Origin of the sequence: Lagierella sp. ICN-221743 (assembly GCF_037890055.1) — a bacterium.
Classification (GTDB): Bacteria; Bacillota; Clostridia; order Tissierellales; family Peptoniphilaceae; genus Mediannikoviicoccus.
Genome location: NZ_JBBKBD010000013.1, coordinates 1 through 18,098, shown reverse-complemented (window position 1 = coordinate 18,098; position 18,098 = coordinate 1). Strand labels below are relative to the sequence as shown.

Here is an 18,098-nt window from a genome sequence, read left to right as displayed (position 1 = left end):
TTAATCCTTGCTGTTATTGTATCATAGTAAATAAAAATAAAAAAGTAAAAATATAAATATCATTGGTAATTTATATTTTTCAAAATAAAAAAAAGATGCATCTCTTTTAAAGATGCATCATATTTTTTATTTTTTTCTCTTTATAACTTTCCACACTTCTCCAATTACAAAAGGAAGTAGTGAGAAAGGTATTATAAGAACCCAATCTCTTAATCCTAGTGGGAATGTTTCAAACAGGTCATTAAGTCCTGGAATATATACTACTATAAGTGTTAGAAGTAGTGATACTCCAACTCCTTGAAGAAGTCTCTTGTTTGAAGCAGGTCCAAGTTCCCATAATGTGTAGTCTGCTGACCTAACTGAGAATGAGCGTAGAAGTTCGCATAGTATAAGTGTTGTAAAGGCTATGGAACGTGGTTCTCTAAGTTCAACAGCGTTTAGCGTTCCCGCTGCGTGGAGTTCTTGCCATCCTGCCGGTGCATAGTTTTTAAGTGCAAGGAAGTATGATGCCAGTACTGCAACTGTAATTGCCAGTGACTGTAGGATTATTGAAACGGTAAGTTGTTTGTCTATAATGGCTTCATTTGGATCTCTTGGTGCTTTTTCCATTATATCTTTTTCCCCATGTTCAACTCCTAGTGCTAATGCAGGGAAGGAGTCAGTAACAAGGTTTAGCCATAGCAATTGGATTGGCACAAGTGGTACCGGCCAGTTGAATATAATGGCTAAGAAGATTACAAGTATTTCACCTACGTTACAGCTTAGTAGGAAGGAAACAAATTTTTTAATATTTGAGTATATTATCCTTCCTTCTTCAACTGCGTGAACAATGGTTGCAAAGTTGTCGTCTGTTAAGATTACTTCTGCGGTGTTCTTTGTTACGTCGGTACCTGTAATACCCATGGCAACACCAATGTCCGCCTTTTTAATTGCAGGAGCGTCGTTAACACCGTCCCCTGTCATGGCTGTTATTTCTCCATTTTGTTTTAAAGCACTTACTATTTGTACTTTATTTTCTGGAGAAACTCTGGCGAATACTCTCTTTGTCTTAACAACTTCTCTAATTTCTTCTTCGCTCATGTTGTTAAGTTCTTTTCCCATAATAGCTTGTGAATCATCTTCTGCAATTCCAAGTTCCTTTGCAATTGCAAGGGCTGTTTCAAGGTAATCCCCTGTAATCATAACAGGAACTATTCCCGCTGATTTACATTCTTTTATTGCTACCTTAACTTCTGGTCTTGCAGGGTCAATCATTCCCGCAAGTCCTACAAAGATTAAATCTTTTTCTATGTTTTCAGATGTTATTTCACTTGGAAGGCTGTCGTGAATTCTAAATGCAAATGAAAGAACTCTTAGAGCCTGTCTTGCAAATTCTGTATTCTTATCTAGGATATTCTTTCTCATATCCTCTGTAAGTTCTTCGACTTTTCCATTTATTAAAATCTTTGTACATCTGTCGATTACAATGTCTGGTGCACCTTTTGTAAATGAAACTATCTTTTCCGGGATAAATCTATTGTGGAAAGTTGTCATCATCTTTCTTCCAGAATCAAATGGAATTTCTGCAATTCTCTCGTAGTCTTCGTTTGCCATTTCCTTTGTGATTCCAAGTTTGCCCGCCAATGTAAGTAGGGACCCCTCTGTTGGGTCACCAATCATTTCGTAACCATCAGCTTCTTTTTTAAGCTTTGCGTCGTTTGTTAGTGCACAGATATTTAGGAAGGTATATAATGAGCCTTCGTTTTCAACGCCAATTTTATTTTCTCCTATGAAAAATTCTCCTTCTGGAGCATATCCCGTACCGGTTATATTTATCTCTTCATTGTCCACAAGGGCCTTAACAACTGTCATTTCGTTTTGAGTAAGGGTTCCTGTCTTGTCTGAACAAATAAATGTTGTTGTACCAAGGGTTTCTACTGCCAGTAGCTTTTTAACTATGGCATGTCTGTCTGCCATTCTGCTCATGCCAAGGGATAGAACTATTGTAACTATGGCAGGAAGTCCTTCTGGTATGGCTGCAACTGCAAGGGACACTGAAGTAAGTACCATGTTTAAAAATTCATGGCCATAAATAACTCCTACTACTAAAACTACAATACAAACTCCCACTGTAAGTATTCCTAGAACCTTTGAAAGTCCCGCAAGTTTTCTTTGTAAAGGTGTTTGTTCGTCTTCTGTTGTTGCAAGTTTTGTTGCAATTTTACCTATTTCTGTATGTTCTCCAGTTTCAACTACAATTCCCATACCTCTACCATATGAAACTATTGTGGAGCTATATGCCATATTGGCAGTGTCGCCTAGTCCCATATCTTGGTCATAAGTAAGGTCCGCATTTTTTTCAACCGGAACTGATTCTCCTGTTAAAGACGCTTCTTCAATTTTTAAGTTAACTGAATCCACAAGTCTTAGGTCTGCTGGAACAATATCTCCAGTTTCAAGTTCAACCAAGTCTCCAGGAACTAGTTCTTCTGATGAGATGTGTTTTAATTGTCCATCCCTATAGACCTTGGCTGAGGGCGATGCCATCTTCTTTAAAGCTGCAATTGCCTCTTCCGCCTTTCCCTCTTGATAAATACTAAGTGCAGCGTTTAAAATTACAATTGCAATAATTATAACTGCGTCTGACCATTCAGATACAACTGCTGAAAGAATTGCTGCAATAAATAGTATTATAATCATCGGATCTAAAAATTGTTCTTTTAATTTTTCTCCAAGTCCCTTCTTTTCTCCTTCTTTTAGCGCATTTGGTCCATGCTCTTGTAGAAGTGATTGGGCTTTGGAGGAAGTTAAACCAGATTTTCTATTGGTATCGAGTTTGTTTTCGATTTCCTCTGGTTTTTGATTATACCAATTCATTTTTTACCTCCTGTAATCTTATAAAAAATAGACCCTTGCCTTATAATAAAGCAAAGGTCTTGCTACCTCTAGGGTGTTCAGCCGGGATAAATCCGTATTGACGACTTGAACGTTATAGCTACTCCCCTTTTAGACTATTATATATTATCAGACACTTTCATTCAATTTATATATTCATCTTGTTCTTTAATATACAGTTCATTCTTACCCCTTCTTGTGACCAAAATAACCGCAGGTAGTATTAAAACTAAACAAATTATTGTAACACCAGAGTAAATATCTTCAAAAACGGGCCCCTCTGGAAGGGAGTTGGTCAAGTTATTTAGAATATGCATATATATTGGGTACTTAATTTTATTTGTGCGAAGGTACACAACTCCTAAAAATATTCCAAATATAGCAGTGTATACAATTTGTACCGGGTCCCTATGCCATAGTCCAAAAAATATTCCCTGAAGTACAACCGCTGTAATTTTACCAAAGGGTTTCTTTAAAATATTTATTAAAATTCCTCTGAAAATCAGTTCTTCAATAATCGGCCCAAGTACAACCACCGATAAAAGTATCCATATATAGTTTGTGTCAAGCATTTCATCCCAGCTATCTCCAAAATCATTAAACATATCGTTAATTTTTGGGCTTAGCTCTGCCAACTGTCCAAGAATCATCATCCATATTGTGGAAATTCCTCCACAGCCTAAAGCCATAATGGTGGCTTTTAATATGGATATTTTCCCCGTCATATAATCCCTATCTATTTTAGACCTATAGATGTAAATATATATGGGCAGGATTAAGATGCAGCTAATGCTATCCATTAGCATATAACTGTTTTCTATTAAACTATCATAATTAAACTTAAAATAATTTGCAGATACTTCTACAATACTAAAAAATAGCATGAAAAATAAATCGTAAAAAGCAACCGCAAAAAATGAAAGCAGTAGTGCTCTTGACTTAGTTATCTTCATTTAAAAATTCCTCTACAATATTTAAATATATAGCCACCGGTAAGTAAAGTAGCTCTTCGTCCATATCAAATTTGCTGTTGTGATGTGGAGTAGGACACTTCCCACATTTGGGATTTGATAAAAAGAAATAACTTCCTGGAATTTCCTCCAGGTAAAATGCCATATCATCGGAAGACATTACAGGATTTTTTAGTATCTTGATATTGTCACTGGAAATAATTTTTCCCGTGGACCTAATTACAAAGTTCGTAAAATCTTCGTCGTTTATAAGTGCAGGGTATTTAAAATCGTATTGGTACTCTACTTCTCCACCGAAGCATCCTGCAATTGCCTTAGATATTTCCCCAATTCGTCTATACATAAGTTGTCGCACCTGTTCTGAAGTGCTTCTACAGGTTCCTTCAATCTCCACAACCTCTGGCAACACATTTTGATTTATACCTCCATTTATTCTAGTAACTGAAAGTACCGCAGGTTCCGTTGCAGAAACCTCCCTGGAAGGTATTTTGTTTAGGGACTGAACTATTTCGCAGGCTATGTTTATGCAGTCCACTGTGTTTTCAGGGCTTGCTCCGTGGCCTCCCTTGCCACTAACCCTAATTAAAAATCTATCCATGGAAGACATTAATGGTCCTACTTTAAAACCGACACATCCCTTTGGAAGGTCTTTGTGTAAATTTCCAGCGTGCATTCCAATTATAGAGTCTACATCTTTTAAAACGCCTCTTTCGATTAGAAGCTTTGCTCCTCCAGGATATTCTTCCCCAGCTTGAAATATTAGTTTAACTCTGCCCTTAAAATTCTTTCTTTCATTTAAAAGCTTCGCCGCTCCAAGTAACACCGCCATATGGCCATCATGGCCACAGGCGTGCATGTTTTCATTTGTTGAAGCAAATGGAAGATTCGTCTCTTCTTTTATTGGAAGACCGTCCATGTCACATCTTATTGCTAGTGTTTTGCCCCTTCCCCTTCCTTCTATAATTGCAACCACCGAAGATATATCTTTATAAACCTCATATTTTATTCCAAGATCGTCAAGTTCATCTGTAATATATTTTAAAGTCTTTGGTAAATCTAAATGAAGCTCTGGAATTTTGTGAAGCTCCCTTCTATTTTTTATAATATATTCTTCCACGCCCTTTGCAAGGTTCAAAATTTTATTTTCCATAATTTCTCCTTAGTGTTTCTTAAATATAATTGTATCATCTTATTAAAAACGGGTATATAATATAAAGGCAAATTACGAAAATGCTTAAACTAAAATAATTAGTATTATAATATTGGAGGTAAAAATGAACGCAAAAACAATTTTAGATGGTCTTATGGGTAAAGCAAATGGCATTTTGAATAATAAAAATAGATTTTTTGATGTTTTTACAAAATCAATGTCAAAGGCAGATGGCGTTGATGAATTTAATGAAATAAAATCCGATTTGGGAACTGTTTTTAGTTTAGTAGGCGACTACTTACATGGCAATTATAAAAAAGTTTCAAAAACTTCCCTACTTTTAATAATCGGTTCACTACTATATCTTTTAAACCCAATGGATGTGATACCAGACTTTATACTTGGAATTGGATTTTTAGATGACCTAGCGGTGTTTACTTATATGATTAAGAAGATAAGAAAAGAACTTAATAAGTATCGTAAATGGAAAAATAAAAATATAAGTGAAAATGAATAGTCTTAAAGACTTGTCCTAGTGGATGAGTCTTTTCTTTATTTTTCATAACTTCCTATAGTATAATAAAAAAAAGGAGGGCGTTATGAAAAAGATTCTTAATATAATACTAATTGCCGCAACTATAGCCTACTTGGTTCTATACTTTTTAAAAGTCCCAGTTAGTCAAAATATTTTTATGGGGATACTTGCAGTTGTACTTATAATAAATGGTTTCCTTGACTATGAAGAATATAGAGAAAGTGGTTCAAAGAAAAATTTAGTAGTTCCCATTGGAAATTTAATCTTGTTTTTACTTTGTGCACTATTACTTATTAAACGTATGATATAAAAATTGGCCTACCATCAGGTAAGCCTTTTTTATTCTTCTATACATATTTCAAAACTCTGTCCGTCTTTTTCAATTTCAAAAATACTACTGTAGCAGTCTTTATAATCCTCTTTAAACTTCTTTGAAAACTCAAAATCATTCCATAGATGCATTGGAAACAGATAGTCAGGTGCAATTTGTTCTAAAAAGTAAGACACTCCCAGGTCGTAGTTCTCCTTTAATCTTGGGTCCACTGGAAAGAATGACACATTAATGTCCGTGTGAATCTTATTTATTTCCCTTTCGAAATCCCTCTTCATCTTTTCTCTTTCAATTTGTGAGTCCTCTGGCCATACCCAGTTGTTTAGGTCCCCAGCGTGAAAGATTGTCATAAACGGAAGTTCTATTAAGTATGACACGCCCTTGTCCGTAGAGCCAAAGGTATAAAAGTCGATGTTATGGTAAGATAATTTTTCATCTGGCTTCATAAAAAATACATTTGACGCAGAGTATATCTTCTTCTTTTCCTCTATATCGTCTCTTAAATAGATTACCTTGTCTTCCTTAGGTAGCTCCTTCAAATCTTCTGAAAGTATATAGACATTATTCTTAAAGTCTCCATAGTTAAAGATTTCCTTTGAAAAGTGGTCGCTATGGCTATGTGTCACCAAAAAAATAGTTTCTTTGTCCTCTTTTGGCTTTGGCAATTCACCTTTGAAGTAGTCGATAATGAAAAAGAATTTATCTGTTTCAATTGTAAAAGAGCTGTGGTGAATGAATGTAATCTTAATTTTATTTTTCATAGAAACCTCCTCTATATCATCTTTACTTATATCTACCCAATAAGCCAAGTCTAAGTCATGATTTATAGATTAGTGATATAATAAATAATAGTATTAAAGGAAAAGGGTGGTACTATTAAAAAGTTAAAGACAAACGCAATTAGATTATTAGAGTCAAAAAATATAGATTTTGAATACTTTACCTATGAGCCAGGTGAGGACGTTGATGGAGTGTCCGTGGCAAAAAAACTTGGTGAAGATGAAAATCTTGTATATAAAACCTTGGTTACAACTGGAAAAAACTCCAATTATGTCTTCGTTATTCCAGTAAATAGAGAGCTTGATTTAAAAAAGGCAGCTTCTTCAGTTGATGAAAAGAAGATCGAAATGCTTCATCTAAAGGACCTACTTAAAACCACAGGCTACGTTAGAGGTGGATGTTCCCCTATTGGAATGAAGAAACTCTTCCCTACAGTTATTGATATTTCCGCATCGGACAAGGACTTCATATATGTTTCAGGAGGTAAAATAGGGGTACAATTAAAAATAGCACCTAATGATTTAATAAATTTAATAAATGCTAAATATAATGATATAAAGAAGTAGGAGAGTTATGAAAGACGTTAATATTCAAAAAATTACCGGCTACATAAAGTCTGGTGAGAAAAAAATAGAAGACTTCACCGTTGGCGTCGAAATGGAACACTTTACAGTGTCCAATAAAGACGGAACTTCCATTAGCTACTATGGCGATAGTGGAGTAAATGAAACACTTAAATATTTAAAGGATAATTTTGACTTTGAAGCTGGAGAAGAAGATGGTTATATATTAACTCTAGATTCTCCCCTTGTAGATATTAGCACAGAACCTGGCAGCCAGTTTGAAATAGCCATAAAATCTCAAAGGACTGTAAAGGAACTTGATAAAATTTACAGGGAGTTTATGCCTAGTGTATTAAAACATTTAGATGAAAAGGATCAATCCCTAGTAGCCCTTGGATACCATCCAGTTACTAAGATTGAAGATATAAAAATTCTTCCTAAACATAGATATGACCACATGTTTAACTATTTTAAAAAGCAAGGGGACATGGCCCACAATATGATGAAGGGAACTGCATCTGTCCAAACTGCCATAGATTACAAAGACGAAGAGGACTTTAAATTAAAATATTTTCTATTAAGTGTCTTCACACCTGTGCTCTATGCAATGTACGACAATGCATATATTTTTCAATCAAATCCTACTAATTTACACACCATTAGACAAAAGATTTGGGAAAACACCGACAGGGATAGGTCTGGACTTTTCAAAATAGGTTTTGATGAAAACTTTTCATACGAAAAATATGCAACAAAGATATATAACACGCCAATCATCTTTAGAGATGTGGATGGCAAAATAGTTTCCACTGGAGATATGACTTTAAGAGAAGTCGTTGAAGAAGGCGTAGAACTTACAGATGAACTGATATTTCACGCCCTATCGATAGTGTTTCCTGACATAAGAGCAAAAAAATATATTGAAGTTAGAATGTTTGACGCCGTGCCATATCCTCTTAACTTCACAGTGCCAGCCTTAATAAAGGGACTTTTCTACAGTAGCGAAAACCTAAAAAAACTTTATGAAATCGCCAAAGGCACAACTTATGAAGAGGCTATAAAGGCAAAGAGGGACATTATATCAAGTGGTCTTGATGCAAAATATCTTGGCAAAACACTAAGCGAACTCTCAAATACACTTTACGAAATGGCCATGGACGGTCTCGATGAAGAGGATAAACCTTATTTAAAACCTCTAAAGCCATATATTGAAAATAAAAAGACTCCAAGGGATATTTTTGAAAATATCTATAGAAAAGAGGGCCTTTTAAAAGCCATAGACAGATTTAAAATAAGATTGGAGGACTAATTGTATAATCAAGAATATTTTGATAAATACCTTGAAATAATTGAAAAAGATAAAGATAAATACTACAGTGACTACCTAAATATGGTTGACAAGGTAAATCATTCCAATGCAATTTATAATGGAGAACCAATACCTGTAACCTATCAAGGACTTTTTTATGGTGAAGACACTAGAAAAAACTTAAGTGACATCTCATCAAAACTTATGCAAATCACAAGGAAAGTTACAAAACAATACCTAGATGACGAAGAATATAGAAAGCTTTTTAATTTTCCAAAAAAACTTGAAGAGCTAATTCTTCACGACCCTGGATATGACATTCCCGTTCCAATTTGCAGATACGATATATTTTATAACTCCAAGGACAAATTTAAATTTGTAGAGTTTAATACTGACGGATCTTCTGCAATGAATGAGGACAACGAAATCGGTCAAATACTTTTAGATACCTCGGCAATGAAAGAACTTTCAAAAGAGTATGAACTTATAAATGTGGACTTGATTAACTCTTGGGTTAAGGCGTCACTAGACATATATAGCAAAAATAAAGAAGGCAAACCAAATGTTGCAATTGTAGACTTTTTAGATATTGGTACAACATATGAATTTGAAGCCTTTAAAAAAGCCTACATCGAAGCGGGAGTTAACTGTGAAATCATAGATATAAGAGATCTTGAATATAAAAATGGCAAGTTATGTAAAGGCGACTATATGGTTGACTTGGTGTATAGAAGAGCTGTCACCGTTGAAATAATGAATAAAATTGATACAGTAAAACCATTTATAGACGCCTACATGGACAATGCATTTATGATGCTAGGCTCCTTTAGGTCACAACTAATGCATATTAAACCAATTTTTGAAATACTTTTAATGGACGAAACCAAAGCCTTTTTAAAGAAGGATGAAATTGAATTTTTAGAAAAGTCCATTCCAAAAACACTTAAGTTTGAAACAGAAGAAGACTTTAATGAAGTTTTAAATAATAAAGACAACTATATACTAAAACCAATGGACTCCTATGCATCCCAAGGAATATATACAGGACGAGACTATTCAAAAGAAGAATACGAAATAATATTAAGAGACATCCTTGGAAATAACTATATCTACCAAGAATATTACGACATGGACCCACTAAAATTTGTAGAATTTGACGACAAGGGAAAGCTTCATATTGGCGAGTTTGGCGTAGTACTTGGAATGTTTATATATGACGAAAAATTTGTCGCACCTTATACGAGAATTGGAAAAGAGAGTTTAATCTCCGGTGCAAGAAAATATTATACAGTGCCAAATGTGCTTGTAAAGAAGAAATAAAGGCAGTCCGAAGACTGCCGATATTTATCTCTCTGTACATTTGCTATTTTCTTTATTATAGAGCATCTTTATTACAAATAAATACCAGAGTAAGCTTTAATGCCAACTCTGGTATTGGTCCCATTTTTAGGCTTCAGATTTATGATTGAGAAATCATTCAAAATCTTTTTTATTTATCTATAGATAAGATTAATAACATTTTGAATCTTGTAATTGCAGTTACATTATGGATTACATTTGCCGGAAATACTATTTGTTCTCCAGATTCAATCTCGATTTCTTTGTCTCCAACAAGAAGCTTTGCCTTGCCCTCAAGTGCCATAACAAGAGCATCTCCGGGAGCCTTATGTGGTTTTAGACCTTCTCCTGCATCAAAGGCCATTAGAAATACCTTAAACTCCTCTTTTGATACAAGATCGATGTTTGCGATTGCTCCCTCTACATAATCTAAACAGTTAATTAATTTGATTTTCTTTCCTTTTTCAATATTTTTCATTTCATCCTCCTTCAAGTTAATGGCAATTTCTAAAAATATACTTTTTTTATTTGTCTCGATGTCAAAAAGTTTGTTTTTTTCAAAAAGTATTAATTCATTATTTATAAGTTTTTCATTATTAAAGTTAATCTCGCCTTTTAAAACAAAATATATTCTGTCTTCAGCATAAAATTCAGGGGAAATGTCCGTGTTTTGGTCAAGACTCATAAGTAAGATATGACGATCACATAAATCTAAGAGTTTCTTGCTTATAGTTTGATTTTCTTTTATGGGTATGACCTCTTCTAGTGTCAATATTTTCCCTTTGCTAATATTTTCCATTTTAATCTCCTGCTATACTAAGAGGCATCCTACCTATGGCAAGTGCCAAAATACTAGTTAATATGGGTAGACTTATGAGGATTATATATGAGCTTAGCTTTGTTTTTTTATAACTTTCATCTAATCCTCCTTTTTACTTGCTAAAACTATATAAGAAATTTTTGTATTTTTAGACCTCTCTAACATTTTTACAAATCTATCCCTATTTTCTTCTGAATAAGCATTTTTATAAAAATTTGCAGCCCCTACTGGCCCCTCATCTTTTATGATCGTATCCCTGTCTAAAAGAAGCATCCTACCAGTCCTTTGTGCAAAAGGTCTAAAAGAATTTTCTATAAATAGCTTGTTCCAATTTTCTTCGGTTAGAGGATACACATTCATGTTTGTAAATTTCGAAAGTTGCCTTCTTATATCTTCGCTTTCATTTTCTAATGCTACATCATGAGTTAATAAATAGCCGCCCTTTTTTAAAACCCTGTGATAATTTTTAATAGCCTTTGCTTTTTCTTCATTTGGAAGCATGGTGAGCATTGCCTCATTAATTACTAAGTCAAATGTTTCATCCTCAAAATCCAACTTTAAGGCATCCATATTCATAACTTCAATTTCTTTGTCTAAGCCTAAAAGCTTTATATTCTCTAGGGCTTGATCTATGACAACTTGGTCATTGTCTATACCTATTACTTTGCATTTATATTTCGTATAAACTCTTATTAGGTTATCTCCTCTATTGCAAGCAACTTCCAAAACTTGCATATCTTTATCTATCTGTACCTGATCAAGCAACCAATCGGTCATAATACCGCCGCCTGGTCTGAGTCTTGTTCTTCCAAGCATCTTTAAAAAATCATGTCCAAAAACAATTTTATTTTTTTCCATTTTATCTTCCTCCTTGATAATAATTATCATTACATTTATAATTATAGCATGGATGATTTTTATTGCAGTTGCTAAAGCAACAAGAAAGGATTTTATGGAAAAAATTATTGTGAAAAGTAAATTATTTTATGGTTTAGACGAAAGTACTATACACCACATACTTTCTTGTATTGATCATAAAATCTTAGTTTTTAGTAAAGGCGAATACCTATATGATTTTTCTAAGGGATTTAAGGCAGGTATAGTTTTGAAGGGAAGAATTGATCTATCTACAATAGATGATGATAAAGAAATTATAGATAGAATTTATGAGGCTTCAGATTCTTTTTCTTTGAATTTTTCCTCCTTAGCTGATAGATTCATGGTCGCAAAAAAAGATTCTGAAGTTTTAGCACTTGATGTTAGCAAAATCTTTGAAGAAAATAAAAGGTCTTGTTCAAGCAGACCGATTTTTATGGAAAATATTATAAAATTGTATGATGAGCAAATTTCATACTTAACTTACAAATTAGATATATATTCTAAACCTAAGATTAGGGAGAAAATTAATATGTATATAGATAGGTATGGAAAAGATTACCTATTTTCAAATAAATTATCCAGAGAGGACTTAGCTAAATTTTTAGCTTGTAATAGGTCTGCCCTTTCAAGAGAGTTATCTCTTATGAAAAAAGAGGGATTAATATAAAAGTATTACTCATAGGACTAATTAAATATAAATAAAAATTACAAAAAATCAGTCCTGAGAGAATATGGATTTTATTTTAAACTCAAATTATATCTTTAGCTCTTCAATAAACAAATCTACATATTGAATTAGGTTCTTTTATCCTAGAATTTTACCCTTAAAAATTTTCTTCTGTCTTTGACTTTTTGATTGCAATATCCTTAAGCTTCTGATATGAAATTATTATAAATGCTATGTTTTCTCTATTTTGAAGACTCCTGGCTTAATTTTAAAAGCCTTTCAAATAGTTCTTTTTTAAATGTTGCAGGATGATACTAGTGTACAAAGGCTCTATATTTTATCTCTATAATAGGCTGTAAAATAAAATGCCCCACAAGTAATAAATAATTACAATAATACCCTTATCAAAAATTTTTTTAACAAAAACACGTGTCAGCTTGATAGAAAGTTACTAAAATTTATGGTAGAAACATGCTGAATCTTCCAAAACCCAAGCACCTTGTTTTACATAAAAATTATAGGCTTGAGAATTTTTTAAAGTAGTAAAAAATGCACCGCTTATACCTCTTTGCTGCAATTGTTTTATATTAGTTTGATAGAGTTTTTTTGCTAGACCAGTCCCTCTATATTTTTCAGAAATAAAAAACTCATCAATATAAAAAGTTGATTCACTAGCATATCTTCTTATATGACCAATTATTGCGCCAATTATTTTATTCCCATCAACAATTACATTGCCAAAAAATTTAGGAAAATCTGAAATATCGGTTAAGGATTCCAGGGCTGTTTCTGCCGTCCAGTTATCATTCCAAGGTGGAGCATTATAGACACCTACCATTAACTTTGCTAATTCTTCTAAATCTGATTTTGATATTTTTCTAATTTCCAAATTTCTCTCCTCTTGTTTTTGCTTGAATTTATCTGGTCCTAAATTAACATCTTATATTAGTTGCACTTTTTTGAAGAGTTTTTCTCGTACTTCTTCTGCATCACAACTTTTTTCACACCTTTCAAATTTTATTTTATAATCCCAGTAACACCACTAGCCAAGCTTCTACTATGGATACGATTGGAATTAGTAATAATGGCATCAAGATAAAATGTTCCTTGATGGCCAAATGTTTCATCCAATTTCCAAATTCGTAGTCCTCATGCCCTTCTGTGCCTGGTATGACTATCCTATCCTTGTATCTTCCTTGAAACAAAAGTAGATCCAACAAAAGGAAATCTCCCAAGTTTAATATTATCCACTGAATATAGCTCATCCAGAAAAGATCTCTAAGTCCTCTTATTCCTGTATGTAAAAGAGAGGTCACTCCATATATAAATACAATCCCTGAAATTATAATCGTAAGTATTAAATTTATTCTTTTTTCTTTTTTTGTCATCTTATCTGGAGCAGAATTTTGAATTGCCTTTGGATAGGAATCGAAGAAAAATCTTGGGTTAATCAGTACAAAAGCTGCCACTGGTCCGTTAAAGATAGCAGCCATTGCAATTCCATCTAATATAGCTCTTGTTATATCCATAATAATCTCCTTATTTATTTTCCAAAAAGATTTTTAGTTTCTCAGCATATTCTTGGGGATGTTCGTGGAGAAATTGTCCGTGCCCCATTCCTTCAAATACTTCTGTATCCATTTGTGGAAGATACTCTCTTAATATTTTTTCACTTTTAGAAGGGATTGGCTCTTCGCTTCCCCTCCAAAACATTACTGGGTTTGAAAACTTGCTTAGATTTTTTGGGGGCTTGTAATGATAAATAAACTTACAAGCATTTTTAATCGTATTTTTTGAAATTTGCGGATACATCATTTCGATTACACTTAGATTATCTTTGCCCATAATCTTATCTAATAAAAATTTAGGTATTGGCTTTTTATTTTTGGTTCTACTTGTTCCAATGATAAAAGCATAGGTCAAAGGTCTTGCCATCAAGCCCAACTCGGCTGTAATAGCCGCATCTAAAAGGACTTTCGAAGCAGAAATATTTCCTCTTCCAATGAGTTCTACTGCGATGGTTGCTCCCATAGAAAATCCACATAGTCCATAGACAATTCCACCCATTTGATTTAATATGTAGCTTTCTATGGAATCTACGGTTTCTTCCAAGGATGTCAAATCTTTGGGATCGGTCCCATAATGTCCGTCCAATTCACAGAAAATTACAAAATAATCTTGAAAATAAGGAAGCAGAGGTTTGAAGCATAGGTCTGCAGTAGAGGCAAGTCCATGAATAAATAATATTGACTTATTATTTCTATTTCCAAATGTTATAAAGTTCATTTTTCCCTCTTATAAACTTTTCTTATATCTTTGTAATATTAAGACTTTAATAATTCAATAATTTCATCCTGCGCCTCTCTACCTTCTCTAAAAAATCTTAAAAGTGGATAACAGTGGCACATTCCTTCACCCACAATGATTTTATATGGAGCATTATGTTTTTCCATTGCCTTTTTAAAGTATTCTGCAAAAGCATAAAGACATTCATTTCCTCCGTAATAAAAGTAAGTTTTTGGAAAGTCTGAAAAATCTCCCTTTGTTCCGTCTAACATATATTCAGGTAAGTCTGCATCTCCTTTTACGATTTCCCTTGCAGTTTTAAAATAAGTAGGTTCAATCATTATGTCTTTATGATTAAGTTCATTTAATTTTTCCCATACTTCTTTATTTTCATCAAGACTTACATCTGGAAGTCCACCAGGAGATACTGAAATTATTTTCCCAGCCATTGGTAAAGGTCTGCCTAATGCATTATTATGCAAAAAAATTCCTAGGGCTAAACCAGCGCCTGATGAAAATCCAAGGACACTTATGTTTTCTGCCTTATATATTTGGGTCATCAGCCTATAGGTTTCAAAACAAACTTCATAGGTCTTATCTATCTTTACATCTTCCGAGCAAAGGGGATAAAATAAAAACCATACGTCTTTGCCAGTTTGTTCCATTATTCTTTCAGCCAGTGCAAAATCCAATTTGTCAGGTTGTGTAATCATTCCTCCGCCGAAAAAATGTAGCACCACTCCCTCAGCAGGGCTTTTATTCTTTTGATAGGAGATAAGCCTGTATCCCATAACATCTCTATCTATGAGATAGTAATTTTTTCTCTCGGCTCTCTTCTTTGCCTTATCTAAATCAAATACCGCCTTTGCGTTTTCTCCCTTTGCATACTCAAGCATCTCTTCCTTGTTCTTTAAAAACATTTTTTTGACCCCAAGAAGTCTTACTATTTCTGATGCAATTTTATAAGTTATACTCATTTTATTCTACTCCCTTAATAATCAATTAATCTTAATTTTGCAAATTTTCACCAATATTTATTATTATAACTTAGGTTCATTCTTTACCGCCTGAAATAAAATAAAGAATGCTATGGATCATTTTTTGGATGCCTCCGCCAGTATTTTTTTCTTACTTACTATATATGGAGCAAGAAAGGTAAGGGCGAACATCTCATTGTATGCCATGGGGTTATCATTGCTTAAATCATCTGCTTCTTCTATTAATTTTCTAAAATTTTTTATGGTAATTTATATGGATTTTTATTTTCTCCCAATAAGAAGAGTTGAACCGTAAAGTCCTAAAAACACAGCTTCTCTATGCCCAACAAACATTCCATTGGTCGTATCAATAAGTTTTATGTCTTCGTATCCTTCCGCTTTCAATTTTTCAATAAATTTTTGTATATTGCCGTAATTTGATTTCTTCATTATGTCATGTATAACGAATGTGCCACCTTTTTTGAGTACACGTAAAGTTTCTAATAGAAGTTTCTGCTTATTATGTCCAATTATATTGTGATAAACATAGTTGCTTGTCACTAGATCAAAGCTTTCATCTTCAAAAGGAAGACCCACTGCATTTCCTTCTTCAAATCTCACATTTTCTACTCCCTCAGACCTAGCATTGTCCAGGCAGAGCTTCTTTGAAAATTCACTCTTGTAAGACCCACTCCATATGTCACAACCCACCATAGTCGCTTTTGGATTTCTTTTTGCACAGGCTATGGTAAGTGCACCACTACCACATCCTACATCAAGTCCAAGTCCGCCGTCTGGGATCTTTACATACTCTGCGACGCCTTCTATAATAGTTTTGGCAAGTTTTCTCTTACCCTTGTAATCAAAAGTTCGATACATGTGAGAAAGCATGATTGAAAAGAATAAAAGTATCAAGACTGCAAGTCCCAAAATAATTTCCCAGATAGTCCTTTGCCTTCCTTGAAGAATGAGGTCACTTGCACCAAATATGATAAATAAAATAAGACATACTATACTTTCAGTAATCTTAGCCTTCAACAATCTTTTAGGAACCCAGTTTTTGTAGTCAGGCTTTGTTTTTTTATCAAAAGGATTGTATTCCCCATCTCTATGAAAGGGAGTTTTCTTACCAAAGTTTGCACTCTTATCGATGTGTTTAAAAATCTTTGCAGAATAAGGATGTATTCCACTATGTCCTGTACAAACATATTCTAAATTATAATCTTTTAATTTATCTCTTAGTTTAATTAAAGAGTCTTTATTCTTCTTTGGATCTTGAGTGAAAAAATCAAAGAAGGCATAGCCACCATTTTCATTAATGGCAAGGCAATCTCCAGAAATTAAAATCTTGTCATCGACTACGTAAACAGTGTGACCTACTGTGTGGCCGGGAACAGGAATGGCTTCCACCTTTATTCCATCAACCTCAAAGATTGAAATATCTTTGATAGGAGTCCACCCATCAGCAATTTTCACACAGTTATGAAATATTACTTTTCGTCGAATCTCTCTTGTCATATATTTCTCTTCATCAGCACCCATGTAGACATGAGCATTTGGAAAAATATTTCTGCCTTTTATATCAATTCCACCAGCGTGATCAACATCTAAGTGTGTTAAAAATAAATGTTCGATTTTATCCGGATTTATTTTTATTTTCTCAAACTCGCTATCTATAGAATCATAATTAATGTGTCCACTATCAAAAGCAATGGTTCTACCATTTTTCGTATAGAGCCATAAATTGACATCATATTCTCTAATAGCACTTATTCCTTCGCACAAAATACCGGTATCTTCTGGCTTGCAGTAAAATTTTCCGCTCATGGTAATAGGTTTTATTTTGTCATCAAAAAAATATAAAAGTTTCATAGCTTCTCTCCTAAAAATTTTTAACTAAAGCTAATAAGTAAAGATAAGTAGTAAATAAAATATATTATGTTAAGCCAACCTCCGCGAATAATCATATGTAGGCCCTTTGGCAATCTTCCAACAAGAGGAGTGAGAATTATAAGAAATATAGGTGTAAATAGGGCTTGCCAGCTTGGAAATACTGTGAGTCCAAATACAATTAACAATGCTATTCCTATATTTGCAAGTGCCATTATCCCAAAAACTATTTTTGCTTGAAATTTTAAAAATTTTAAAAATTCATCAAGGGCTCCCTTATTTTCGTGCCTTGATAAAAGACCTAAGTAGGCACATTGAATATGATAAGCTCCACCAAATATCATTCCTAAAACATTTATTAAAATACAATCCAGCCAAAAGTTAAATTATTTTCGCGACCTGATAAAACAATATGGTAAAACCCGTTACAATAAATAAAGGCACATATTGGACCTAACAGACCACCAAGATATAATCTTTTTATGTTAACGTTTTTCATTATGCCAATAATATTATTTATAGTATCCTTGCTATCGTAATCATTAGAATCATAATATAAAATCATATCTCCCAAAAACATCAAGAATGAACCCAAAAGACCTATCAATATACTCTTATATAAAGTCACAGTTAAGCACCTTCTTTCACTTAGATGATATCAATTATCAGTTTAATTATAGCATATAACACAGATTCCTTTCAATCATATGGTTTACTGCGTTAAACTA

The 18,098-nt window shown here is 33.4% G+C and carries 19 protein-coding genes and 1 pseudogene; 6 read left to right on the top strand and 14 right to left on the bottom strand.

Features of this window, described 5'->3' with window-relative positions:
- Window positions 1-126: 126 nt before the first annotated feature.
- From WKS98_RS06755 to WKS98_RS06745, 3 genes are all read right to left on the bottom strand, one after another.
- Window positions 127-2,856, bottom strand: coding sequence for a cation-translocating P-type ATPase (locus tag WKS98_RS06755; protein ID WP_498918003.1), 2,730 nt, complete (start codon window positions 2,854-2,856; stop codon window positions 127-129).
- Window positions 2,857-3,017: 161 nt separating this feature from the next.
- Window positions 3,018-3,827, bottom strand: a complete 810-nt coding sequence (locus tag WKS98_RS06750; RefSeq protein ID WP_498918001.1) for a CPBP family intramembrane glutamic endopeptidase — start codon at window positions 3,825-3,827, stop codon at window positions 3,018-3,020.
- Window positions 3,814-4,995, bottom strand: a complete 1,182-nt coding sequence (locus WKS98_RS06745) for a M20 metallopeptidase family protein (protein ID WP_498917999.1) — start codon at window positions 4,993-4,995, stop codon at window positions 3,814-3,816. Before WKS98_RS06745 ends, WKS98_RS06750 begins: the two co-directional genes overlap by 14 nt.
- A 124-nt stretch (window positions 4,996-5,119) precedes the next feature.
- Here WKS98_RS06745 and WKS98_RS06740 point away from each other — a divergent pair, with 124 nt between their 5' ends.
- Both WKS98_RS06740 and WKS98_RS06735 read left to right on the top strand, forming a co-directional pair.
- Complete coding sequence (locus WKS98_RS06740; RefSeq protein WP_498917998.1) at window positions 5,120-5,512, top strand: YkvA family protein; 393 nt, start codon at window positions 5,120-5,122, stop codon at window positions 5,510-5,512.
- Between the two features lie 82 nt (window positions 5,513-5,594).
- A complete protein-coding gene (locus tag WKS98_RS06735) occupies window positions 5,595-5,840 on the top strand; it encodes a hypothetical protein (RefSeq protein WP_498917996.1) in 246 nt (81 codons plus the stop codon).
- A gap of 29 nt (window positions 5,841-5,869) precedes the next feature.
- On the opposite strand, the gene WKS98_RS06730 is transcribed toward WKS98_RS06735, so the two are convergent.
- The gene (locus tag WKS98_RS06730) at window positions 5,870-6,622 is read right to left on the bottom strand and encodes an MBL fold metallo-hydrolase (RefSeq protein ID WP_498917994.1); all 753 of its coding nucleotides are present in this window, start codon (window positions 6,620-6,622) and stop codon (window positions 5,870-5,872) included.
- A 114-nt stretch (window positions 6,623-6,736) separates the two neighbouring features.
- Here WKS98_RS06730 and ybaK point away from each other — a divergent pair, with 114 nt between their 5' ends.
- Genes ybaK through WKS98_RS06715 form a run of 3 tightly spaced genes read left to right on the top strand, consistent with a single transcriptional unit; the run spans window position 6,737 to window position 9,833 of the window.
- Entirely contained in the window at window positions 6,737-7,207 is a 471-nt protein-coding gene (gene ybaK, locus WKS98_RS06725; protein WP_498918072.1) for a Cys-tRNA(Pro) deacylase, read from the top strand.
- A gap of 7 nt (window positions 7,208-7,214) precedes the next feature.
- A complete protein-coding gene (locus tag WKS98_RS06720) occupies window positions 7,215-8,513 on the top strand; it encodes a glutamate-cysteine ligase family protein (protein ID WP_498917992.1) in 1,299 nt (432 codons plus the stop codon).
- Window positions 8,514-9,833, top strand: a complete 1,320-nt coding sequence (locus WKS98_RS06715; RefSeq protein WP_498917990.1) for a glutathionylspermidine synthase family protein — start codon at window positions 8,514-8,516, stop codon at window positions 9,831-9,833.
- 169 nt (window positions 9,834-10,002) lie between these two features.
- On the opposite strand, the gene WKS98_RS06710 is transcribed toward WKS98_RS06715, so the two are convergent.
- Window positions 10,003-10,650 (bottom strand): cupin domain-containing protein, encoded by a 648-nt coding sequence (locus WKS98_RS06710; protein WP_498917988.1) that lies wholly within the window; start codon window positions 10,648-10,650, stop codon window positions 10,003-10,005.
- A 120-nt stretch (window positions 10,651-10,770) separates the two neighbouring features.
- On the bottom strand, window positions 10,771-11,529 hold the full coding sequence (locus tag WKS98_RS06705; RefSeq protein WP_498917987.1) for a class I SAM-dependent methyltransferase: 759 nt from the start codon (window positions 11,527-11,529) through the stop codon (window positions 10,771-10,773).
- 94 nt (window positions 11,530-11,623) lie between these two features.
- Between WKS98_RS06705 and WKS98_RS06700 the strand changes: the two genes are divergently transcribed.
- Window positions 11,624-12,217, top strand: a complete 594-nt coding sequence (locus tag WKS98_RS06700) for a Crp/Fnr family transcriptional regulator (protein ID WP_498918071.1) — start codon at window positions 11,624-11,626, stop codon at window positions 12,215-12,217.
- A gap of 451 nt (window positions 12,218-12,668) precedes the next feature.
- On the opposite strand, the gene WKS98_RS06695 is transcribed toward WKS98_RS06700, so the two are convergent.
- The 8 genes and pseudogenes from WKS98_RS06695 to WKS98_RS06660 form a co-directional block, all read right to left on the bottom strand.
- Entirely contained in the window at window positions 12,669-13,106 is a 438-nt protein-coding gene (locus WKS98_RS06695; protein WP_498917985.1) for a GNAT family N-acetyltransferase, read from the bottom strand.
- Window positions 13,107-13,239: 133 nt separating this feature from the next.
- Entirely contained in the window at window positions 13,240-13,746 is a 507-nt protein-coding gene (locus WKS98_RS06690) for a hypothetical protein (protein WP_498917983.1), read from the bottom strand.
- 10 nt (window positions 13,747-13,756) lie between these two features.
- Complete coding sequence (locus WKS98_RS06685) at window positions 13,757-14,503, bottom strand: alpha/beta fold hydrolase (RefSeq protein WP_237037086.1); 747 nt, start codon at window positions 14,501-14,503, stop codon at window positions 13,757-13,759.
- Window positions 14,504-14,541: 38 nt separating this feature from the next.
- Complete coding sequence (locus tag WKS98_RS06680; protein ID WP_498917982.1) at window positions 14,542-15,480, bottom strand: alpha/beta hydrolase; 939 nt, start codon at window positions 15,478-15,480, stop codon at window positions 14,542-14,544.
- A 282-nt stretch (window positions 15,481-15,762) separates the two neighbouring features.
- A complete protein-coding gene (locus tag WKS98_RS06675) occupies window positions 15,763-16,521 on the bottom strand; it encodes a class I SAM-dependent methyltransferase (RefSeq protein ID WP_498918069.1) in 759 nt (252 codons plus the stop codon).
- A gap of 162 nt (window positions 16,522-16,683) precedes the next feature.
- Window positions 16,684-17,307 (bottom strand): annotated as a pseudogene (locus tag WKS98_RS06670) (MBL fold metallo-hydrolase); the annotation flags it as partial.
- A gap of 65 nt (window positions 17,308-17,372) precedes the next feature.
- A complete protein-coding gene (locus WKS98_RS06665; RefSeq protein ID WP_498917980.1) occupies window positions 17,373-17,714 on the bottom strand; it encodes a hypothetical protein in 342 nt (113 codons plus the stop codon).
- 14 nt (window positions 17,715-17,728) lie between these two features.
- Window positions 17,729-17,935: a hypothetical protein gene (locus WKS98_RS06660; RefSeq protein ID WP_498918067.1), complete on the bottom strand. Its 207-nt coding sequence runs from the start codon at window positions 17,933-17,935 to the stop codon at window positions 17,729-17,731.
- Window positions 17,936-18,098: the final 163 nt, after the last annotated feature.